Below are 7,879 nucleotides of genomic sequence, written 5' to 3' on the forward strand. Positions count from 1 at the left end.
CGCATATCCTTCGAGGTGAGCTCCGCGGACACCACTGAGAGGTCCCGCGCTCGATGCGAACACTCCTGATCGATAACTTCGACTCCTTCACCTACAACCTCTTCCACCTGATGGCCGAGGTGAACGGACGGCCGCCCGTGGTCGTCCGCAACGACGTCGAATGGTCCTCGCTCGACCCGCGCGACTTCGACGGCGTGGTGATCTCGCCCGGTCCGGGGCGTCCCGGCCGGGTGCGGGACTTCGGGGTCAGCGCCCGCGCGATCCGCGACTGGGACCGGCCCGTGCTCGGGGTCTGCCTCGGTCACCAGGGGTTGTGCGAGCTGTTCGGCGGCACCGTCGGGTACGCCCCCGAGCCGGTGCACGGCCTCGCGTCGCCGATCCACCACGGCGGGCGGGACCTGTTCGCGGGGCTCCCCTCGCCGTTCACGGCCGTCCGCTACCACTCGCTGGCCGTGACCGCGCTGTCGGAGGAGCTTGAGCCGCTCGCGTGGACGCCCGATGACGTCCTCATGGGCGTACGCCACCGGGAGCGGCCGCTGTGGGGCGTGCAGTTCCATCCGGAGTCGATCGGGACCGAGTACGGCCGGGAGCTCCTCGCCAACTTCCGCGACCTCGTCGGCTCACGTGACCTCACCGGCTCACGTGACTTCGGAGGCTCCCGCAATCTCGTCGGTTCGCGTGACCTCGGCGGGCACCGCCCCCACTCGCCCGTCCGGATGGCGTGCGCCGGCCCGGATCCGGCCCCCGCATCGGCCGAGCCGCCGTACCGGCTCGAGGTGCGGCGGCTCGATCGGGCGCCGGATCCGGAGACCACCTACCGGGAGCTGTTCGCGGGTCGGCCGCGGAGCTTCTGGCTGGACGGCGCGGCCGGGGCCGCCGTCGGATCGCGCTTCTCGATCATGGGGGACGGCACGGGGCCGCTGGCGGAGTTCGTCACCTACCGGGTGCGGGAGCGGACCGTACGGGTCGAGCGGCCGGGGCGGCCCGCGGAGCTCCTGCCGGGACCGTTCTTCGACCGCCTCGACGCCCGCCTCCGGGAACGCGCCCTGCCGCCGGACGAGCGGCTGCCGTTCGACTTCAACCTGGGCTACGTCGGCTACCTCGGGTACGAGCTGAAGGCCGAGACCGGCGGCACGGCCGCGTACGACGCTCCGACGCCGGACGCGGCGCTGCTCTTCGCCGACCGCGCGCTGGTGTTCGACCACCGGGAGCACACCTGCTTCCTGCTGTGTCTCGGTGAGGGCGCCGACGACCCGCGCGCCGCCGCGTGGCTCGACGCGACCGAGGCGCTCGTACGCCGCCTGCCCACCGAGGGGGAGCGCCCGCCCGCGCCGGACCGCGCGCCCGCCCTGCCGTTCGAGCTGCGGCACAGCGAGGACGCCTATCTCAAACGGATCGCCGAGTGCGGCCGGGAGATCCACGACGGCGAGTCGTACGAGATCTGCCTGACCAACATGGCCGTCGCCCCCGTGGCCGCCGACCCGCTGCGGACGTACGCGTTCCTGCGCCGGGTCAGCCCGGTCCCGTACGGGGCGCTGCTGGACTTCCCGGGCGTCGCGGTGCTCAGCGCCTCGCCCGAGCGCTTCCTGTCCGTCGGCGCAGACCGTGTCGTGGAGTCCAAGCCGATCAAGGGCACCCGGCCGCGTGGCGCGACGCCGGAGGAGGACGCCGCCCTGCGCCGCGAGCTGCGCGCCAGCGCCAAGGACCGGGCGGAGAACCTGATGATCGTCGACCTGGTCCGCAACGACCTCGGCGCCGTCTGCGAGGTGGGCTCGGTGCACGTGCCGCGCCTGTTCGCGGTCGAGACGTACGCCCCGGTGCACCAGCTCGTGTCGACCGTCCGGGGCGTGCTGCGGCCCGGCGCATCCGCCGTCGACTGCGTACGGGCGGCGTTCCCCGGCGGCTCGATGACCGGGGCGCCGAAACTGCGCACCATGGAGATCATCGATCGGCTGGAGGACGGCCCGCGCGGGGTCTACTCCGGCGCGCTCGGCTGGTTCTCCCTCAGCGGCGCCGCCGACCTGGGGATGGTCATCCGTACGATCGTGGTCACGCCCGAGACGGTCGGCTTCGGAGTCGGCGGAGCGATCGTGGCGGCGTCCGACCCGGCCGCGGAGTTCGAGGAGACGCTGGTGAAGTCCCGGGCGATGGCGGACGCCCTGGGCCTGAGCACCGCGCCCGACGCCGGCTGAGCCCGCCGAGCGCCGACCGAAGTGAGTGAATCATGGCGGTTCGGGTCGGTATCGTGGCGCGAACGATGACTATCACATTCGGCCCCACCACGGTGCTCGGCGACCGGTACCGCTTGGTCGAGCGCGTCGCCGTCGGCGGCCAGGGTGAGGTCTGGCGGGCGGAGGACACCGCCCTCGGCCGCCCGGTCGCGGTCAAGCTCCTGCGCGGCGAGTACGCCGACAGCGCGGAGTTCCGCCAGCGGTTCCGCCTCGAGGCGCGCAACGCCGCGGCCCTGTCGCACCCCGGCATCGCCCAGGTCTTCGACTACGACGAGGGCCGGGGCGACGAGCCGCCGTACCTCGTCATGGAGTTCGTGGAGGGCGAGTCCCTCGCGGCGACGATCGCCCGGGACGCGCCGATGCCGCCGGATCGCGTGCTCGAGATCATCGTGTCCGCCGCGACCGCGCTGGCGGTCGCGCACGCCGCCGGGCTCGTGCACCGCGACGTCAAGCCCGGGAACCTGCTGGTGGGCCGCGACGGCTCCATCAAGATCACTGACTTCGGGATCGCCCGTGCCGTGGACGCCATTCCGCTGACCCGGACCGGCATGCTCATGGGCACCCCGCTGTACCTCGCGCCGGAGCAGGCGACGGGCAAGCAGGCGACGGCCGCCACCGACCTGTACGCGGTGGGCATCATCGCCTTCGAGATGCTCACCGGGCGACCGCCCTACGAGGGACCCGCGACCGCCGTGCTCGTCGCGCACCGAGACACCCCGCTGCCCGAGCTTCCGGCGTCCGTGCCCTTCGGTCTGCGCGACCTGGTCCGCGCGCTGACGGTCAAGGACCCCGCGATGCGGCCCGCCGGCGCGGCGCTGGTCGCCGAGCGGGCGGCCCGGCTGCGCGCCGACCCGGGCGTCACCGTGGCCGGCGGGACCCGGGTGGACGGGGTCGCGCTGCCCCAGCAGTACCCGGTCGGCGCGGCGACGCCCCCGTCGTACCCGGTCGGCGCGGCGATGGGCCACCCGCCGGGCGGCACCGGGATGGGTCACCCGCCGGGCGGTGCGACCCAGGTGCTGGCCATGCCGACGGCCGACGAGCCGGCCGGGCGTCGCCGGGCGCTCCCGCTGGCGGTCGGGGGGCTGGCGATCGCCCTGCTGGCGGGGGGAGTGGGCTGGTTCGCCCGCCCCACGTCCCCGCACCACCCCGCGGCCACGCCGTCGTCCTCCGCGCCGGTCACCTCGCATCCGGTCTCCTCCCGGCCGTCGCCGCCCGTCCATCGGACGTCCCGGCCCAAGGCGCAGGCCACGCTGAAGCGGCCCAAGCCGCGCCCGAAACCGCGGCCGAAGAAGCACAAGAAGCCCGGACACGGCAAGCACCACTGACCGCCCGCGGCGACCGCGGCGCGGCGCTCACCGCCGGGGGCCGCGTCTCCGTCTCGGCCGGGTGCGGCGCTCACCGCCGGGGGGCGTGCCTCCGTTCCGGCCGGGTGCGGCGCTCACCGCTGAGGAGTCGCGCCTCCGTCCGGGCCGCGGCCGGTGCCTTCCGCGGACTCGTCGGCGGCGGTCTGCGCGGCGATGCCGGCCACGGCGGCCGTGCCCACCGCGTCCGGCGTGCCCGGAGTCGCCGTGCCGCCGGGTGTGCTCGTGGCGCCGGGCGTGGCCGGGGCGGTCTCGGCGTCGGGGTTCGCCACCGGCGGGCCGACGGCGGCGGACAGGACCTGGGCGTTCGGGAGGTGGTAGTCGCCGTCCTCGGACTCGAGCCGGACGTACGTCAGGCCGATCTCCAGCACCGTGCCCTGGAACTCCCCGCCCAGCGGGCCCGACGACAGCCGTACCTCGTCGCCGACGGTGAACGGCCTCGACAGCAGCAGGATGATGCCCGCGAAGAGGTTGGCGAGGGTCTGCTGGGCCGCGATGCCGACGAGCACACCGGTCAGCGCGCCGCCGAGCACGAGCTGCCCCACGGGCAGACCGAACAACTGCAGCGTGACCACCAGGGTCGTGAGCCCGCCGATCAGCACGAGGACGAGCCGCACCATCGTGGCGTGGCTGGTCCCGAAGCGGGGCAGCATGAGATCCCGGGCCCGGCCGGACAGGCCCAGCGTCGCGGCGAACGCCAGCAGGCAGAACACCGCCGCGCACCCGACGGCCGCGAGCTGCCAGGGCAGCCGCTGGCCGGGCGGCCGGGACTGCTGGCGGGCGAGGATCGACCCGGCCATCGCGAGGACGGCCAGCACCGTCGCGATGATCGAGCGCCACGGCCGTGCCCGGCTGCGAACCCTGGCGACCTGATCGGCCAGATGGACCTGGTTCACGCACGCCCCCTTCACGGCCGTTGGCTGAATCGCGCGCATCCTATGGCACGATCCGGCCGATACCGCGTCAACCGCGGTCGCAGGGGTTAGCGTCCAAGGAGGTGACACGCGAACCGCGATGGGGGTCTCATGGGCGCGCGAACCCGGGCCGAGGACCACGACGTCGACCTCGCCGCACTCGAGTTCTGGGCGCGCCCCGCCGAGGAGCGACTGGCCGCCTTCGCGCGCCTGCGCTCATACGACCGGCCCGTGTTCGTCAAGGAGAAGCGGGTGCCGTTCGTCCGGGACGGGCGGGGCTTCTACGCGCTCGTACGTCACGCCGACGTCTTGCACGCCAGCCGGAACGCCAAGGTCTTCAGCAGCGAGCCGGCGGCCACCTCGCCCGAGCCGCCGCCGTGGATCGTCCTGCTGTTCGGGCGGCCCATGGTGAACATGGACGATCCACGCCACGCCCGGCTGCGGCGGATCGTCTCGCGCGCGTTCACCCCGCGTCGGCTGGGCCGCATCGACGAGCACATCGCGGCGACCGCCCGGGAGATCGTCGACGACGTTTTAGCGCGCCGGTCGGGCGACTTCGTGACCGACGTCGCGGCGCGCCTGCCCATCAAGGTGATCTGCGCGATGATGGGCGTTCCGGAGCGGGACCACGCGAAGGTCGCCGCCTGCGTGGACGCCATGACGGAGTACTCCGGGGTCCGCGGCGACGTCGTACGGCTCCGCACGCTGCGCCTCCTGGCGGGCAACCTCAAGGCCATCGTCGTGCTGCACCGCCTGGTCGCGCGGCTGGGCCGTGAGCGCCGCCGACGACCGGCCGACGACCTGGTGTCGGCGCTGGTGACCGCCGACGTCGACGGCGAGCGCCTGTCGCTGCGCGAACTGGGCGCGTTCTTCGACCTGCTGCTCGTGGCCGGGAACGAGACGACCCGCAACGCGCTCGCGCACGGGCTCAGGCTGTTCAGCGAGCATCCGGACCAGCGGGCGCGGCTGCTCGCCGACTTCGACGGCCGGATCGGCGGGGCGATCGAGGAGATCGTGCGCCACGTGTCGCCGATCATGCAGTTCCGGCGCACGCTGACCTGCGACTACGAGATGAACGGGCAGTCCTACCGCAAGGGCGACAAGGTCGTGCTGTTCTACGTGTCCGCGAACCGGGACGAGAGCGTGTTCGCCGACCCGGACGTCTTCGACATCGGGCGAACCCCCAACCCGCACGTCGGCTTCGGCGGCCCGGGGCCGCACCTGTGCCTGGGCGCGAACCTCGCCCGGCGGGAGCTGACCGCGATGTTCCGGGAGCTCTTCACGCGCGTGCCGGGAATCCGGGTGACCGGCGAGCCGGAGTACCTGCTGTCCGGCTTCGACAACGGGATCAAGCGCCTACCGTACGAGATCTGAGGCGAATCGTCGTGGCCTTCCGCTCGCGCCTGCCCATGCTGATCGTCTTCGCCACCCTGTTCGTGGCGCTGATCGCGACCCTCGGGTTCGCGGTTCAGCGCGCGGCCACCTCGAAGGGGGAGGAGGCGCGACCGATCGGCGTGGTGGGGGCGCCCGGTGTCACCGACTGGCCGGTGTGGGGTTTCACGCACACCGACTACAGCGCCGACGAGGGCCCGGCCAGCGGCACCGCGGCGAACGCCATCGCGCGCCGGCCCGTGCTGCAGAACCAGCACATCATGGGGTGGGGCGCGGACAACCCGGAGCCCTCGCCCGGGACCTTCGACTTCCGCTCCCTCGACCGGCGCATCGAGTACGTCAGGAAGACGCACGGCGTTCCCATCATCACCCTGTGCTGCGCCCCCGACTGGATGAAGGGCGGCAAGTCCGGTCAGACGGACTGGAGCAGGCTCGAGGTCGCCCCGACCCGGGACCACTACCGCGACTACGCCGAACTGGCCGCCACGGTCGCCCGGCGCTATCCGGACGTGCACTACTTCGCCGTCTGGAACGAGCTCAAGGGCTTCTTCGACACCAAGGCCGGCCGCTGGCGGTACGAGGACTTCACCGACTTCTACAACACGGTCTACGACGCGGTGAAGGCGGTGAACCCCGACGCCCGGGTCGGCGGGCCGTACATCCCGATGTACAGCTTCGTCGGGGACACCCACCGGTCCACGGTGCGCGGGCCGTGGGGGAGCGTCGACCAGCGCGTCATCGACGCCGTCGACTACTGGCTGGCGCACAAGCACGGCGCCGACTTCATCGCCGTGGACGGGCCGACGGCCAGTGACGACCGGGACGTCTACCCCGACGAGGTGACCGCACTGGACAAGCTCGGCGCCATCAACGCCTGGCTGCGCTCGAAGACGAACCTGCCGATCTGGTGGGACGAGTACTACGTCGAGCCGGAGAGCCTCCCCTGGACCGAGAGCAAGCGGATCGCCATCAACGCGGCGGCCCTCATCGAGCTGGCCAGGACCGGCGTCACCACCGTCCTGTACTGGAACAACGAGGCCCAGGACGCGCGCTGCCAGGGCTGCCTGTGGATCAGCACCCTCGCACGGAACGGCGGCGCGCCCGGGGGCATGCTGACCCTCCTGCAGGACTTCGCCCGGTGGTTCCCGGCGGGGACGAGGCTGGTCGGCCTGTCGTCGACCGACCCCCGGGTGCGGGTGCTCGCCCAGCCGCGGCAGGCGGTCGCCGTCAACGTGAGCGACCGCCGGGTCCGCACCCGGATCGACGGAGAGGATCTGACCTTCGCTCCGTACGAGATCCGCTGGCTGGATCGCTAGGACGGCCCGGCGATCGTCGTTTCAGCTATCCCGCTCAGCGCCTGCCGTGGCCGAAGCCGCCGTGCCGGAACCCGCCGTGCCGGAACCCGCCGTGGCGGAACCCGCCGTGCCGGAACCCGCCGTGCCGGAACCCGCCGTGGCGGAAGCCGCCGTGCCGGAAGTGCCGGTAGCGGTAGTGCCGGTACGGGCGGTAGTGCCGGAAGTGCCGGTAGCGGTAGTGCCGGTACGGGCGGTAGTGCCGGTAGTGCCGGTAGCGGTAGTGCCGATACGGGCGGTAGTGCCGGAAGTGCCGGCGGCGATGGTGGTCGCCCTGGACCACCGTGACCTGGTCGGTCGTGCCCTGGGCGACGCCCTCCGGCGCGGTGCCCTCAGGGACGGCGCCGGCCGGTGCCGCGGTCGCGCGGGCGGGACCGCGGATGAGGCCGGTCTGCGCGGTCGCCGGCGTCGCCGCGAACACCACGGCTGCGGCCGCGGTGCTCAGCAGGCCGACTACGGCGCTCTTCTTGGTCAGCACATCGAACTCCTTCTGCCGAGTACGGACAATCGGGCTGATCTCGCGTGAGGCTCGGAGTCAGAGGGGCGCCGGAGTGGCCGAGGTGCTCGATCGTGTGATCCTTGATCAGCTTGGCCGTCTCGCGCAGCTCCGCCCAGTCGGCCAGCTCGCT

At 73.0% G+C, this 7,879-nt stretch carries 6 protein-coding genes; 4 read left to right on the forward strand and 2 right to left on the reverse strand.

The genetic code is table 11. The annotated features are described in order from the left end of the window. Positions 1–53 precede the first annotated feature (53 nt). On the forward strand, positions 54–2,192 hold the full coding sequence (gene pabB, locus AB0K82_RS05280; RefSeq protein WP_364392967.1) for an aminodeoxychorismate synthase component I: 2,139 nt from the start codon (positions 54–56) through the stop codon (positions 2,190–2,192). Positions 2,193–2,257: 65 nt separating this feature from the next. Further along, positions 2,258–3,556 (forward strand): serine/threonine-protein kinase, encoded by a 1,299-nt coding sequence (locus AB0K82_RS05285; RefSeq protein WP_364392970.1) that lies wholly within the window; start codon positions 2,258–2,260, stop codon positions 3,554–3,556. A 113-nt stretch (positions 3,557–3,669) separates the two neighbouring features. Here AB0K82_RS05285 and AB0K82_RS05290 read toward each other — a convergent pair whose 3' ends face one another. After that, on the reverse strand, positions 3,670–4,488 hold the full coding sequence (locus AB0K82_RS05290; RefSeq protein WP_364392973.1) for a mechanosensitive ion channel domain-containing protein: 819 nt from the start codon (positions 4,486–4,488) through the stop codon (positions 3,670–3,672). 129 nt (positions 4,489–4,617) lie between these two features. On the opposite strand from AB0K82_RS05290, the gene AB0K82_RS05295 reads away from it, so the two are divergent. After that, positions 4,618–5,880, forward strand: a complete 1,263-nt coding sequence (locus tag AB0K82_RS05295; RefSeq protein WP_364392975.1) for a cytochrome P450 — start codon at positions 4,618–4,620, stop codon at positions 5,878–5,880. An 11-nt stretch (positions 5,881–5,891) separates the two neighbouring features. Beyond that, on the forward strand, positions 5,892–7,214 hold the full coding sequence (locus AB0K82_RS05300) for a xylan 1,4-beta-xylosidase (RefSeq protein ID WP_364392978.1): 1,323 nt from the start codon (positions 5,892–5,894) through the stop codon (positions 7,212–7,214). A 34-nt stretch (positions 7,215–7,248) separates the two neighbouring features. On the opposite strand, the gene AB0K82_RS05305 is transcribed toward AB0K82_RS05300, so the two are convergent. After that, positions 7,249–7,728: a hypothetical protein gene (locus tag AB0K82_RS05305; RefSeq protein WP_364392980.1), complete on the reverse strand. Its 480-nt coding sequence runs from the start codon at positions 7,726–7,728 to the stop codon at positions 7,249–7,251. Positions 7,729–7,879 lie beyond the last annotated feature (151 nt).

Source organism: Actinoallomurus sp. NPDC052274, from assembly GCF_040679475.1.
GTDB classification, from domain to species: Bacteria; Actinomycetota; Actinomycetes; order Streptosporangiales; family Streptosporangiaceae; genus Actinoallomurus; species Actinoallomurus liliacearum.